Origin of the sequence: Streptomyces sp. 13-12-16 (assembly GCF_002114215.1) — a bacterium.
Classification (GTDB): domain Bacteria; phylum Actinomycetota; class Actinomycetes; order Streptomycetales; family Streptomycetaceae; genus Streptomyces.
Window position 1 is genome coordinate 1 of record NZ_NCTE01001492.1, and the last position, 627, is coordinate 627.

Annotated in this window: 1 protein-coding gene; it reads right to left on the bottom strand. The window is 78.5% G+C overall.

All coding sequences use genetic code 11. The features are described from left to right. A partial coding sequence (locus tag B7767_RS43285; protein WP_179167567.1) for an FAD-dependent oxidoreductase occupies positions 1 to 627 on the bottom strand: 627 nt, incomplete at both ends.

The window sequence follows — 627 nt, forward strand, 5'->3', positions numbered from 1 at the left end:
CGGCGGCGGCCGGGGCGGGGACGGCGACGACGACCGCGTCGGCGTGCAGGACCCGGTCCCCGGCGACGACCCGCCAGCCGTCCTCCGGTTCGCGGCGCAGCTCCGTGACCGGCGTGCCGGTGAGGATCTCGACGCCGTCCGCCCGCAGCGCGCCGGCGACCGCGAGCGGGAGGGTGCCCACTCCGCCCGCGATGCCCATGAAGACGGGGCCGGCCTGCGCCGAGGCGGCGGACTTCGCCTGGATCCCGCGGACCGCCTCGGTGAGGGAGGTGTGGGTCCGGGCGGCCTCGAAGAGCTGCGGGACCGCCGAGCGCATCGAGATGCGGTACGCGTCACCCGCGTACACCCCGCCGAGCAGGGGCTCCACCAGGCGGTCGACGACCTCGCGGCCGACGCGCGCCGCCACGTACTCGCCGACGGCCACGTCGTCGCCGACCTCGGTACGGGGCAGGTCGGCGTCGCGCCCGATCCGGGCCAGCCCCTCGTCGGACAGGACGCCGGCGAGGGCCTCGGCGGTGCCGGGCACGCCCATGACGTGGCCCTTGGGCATGGGACGCAGGGCGCCCCGGGTCCACAGCGAGGCGGTCGCGGTGGCCGGCGGCTGGAGCCGGCCGGCGAGACCCACCG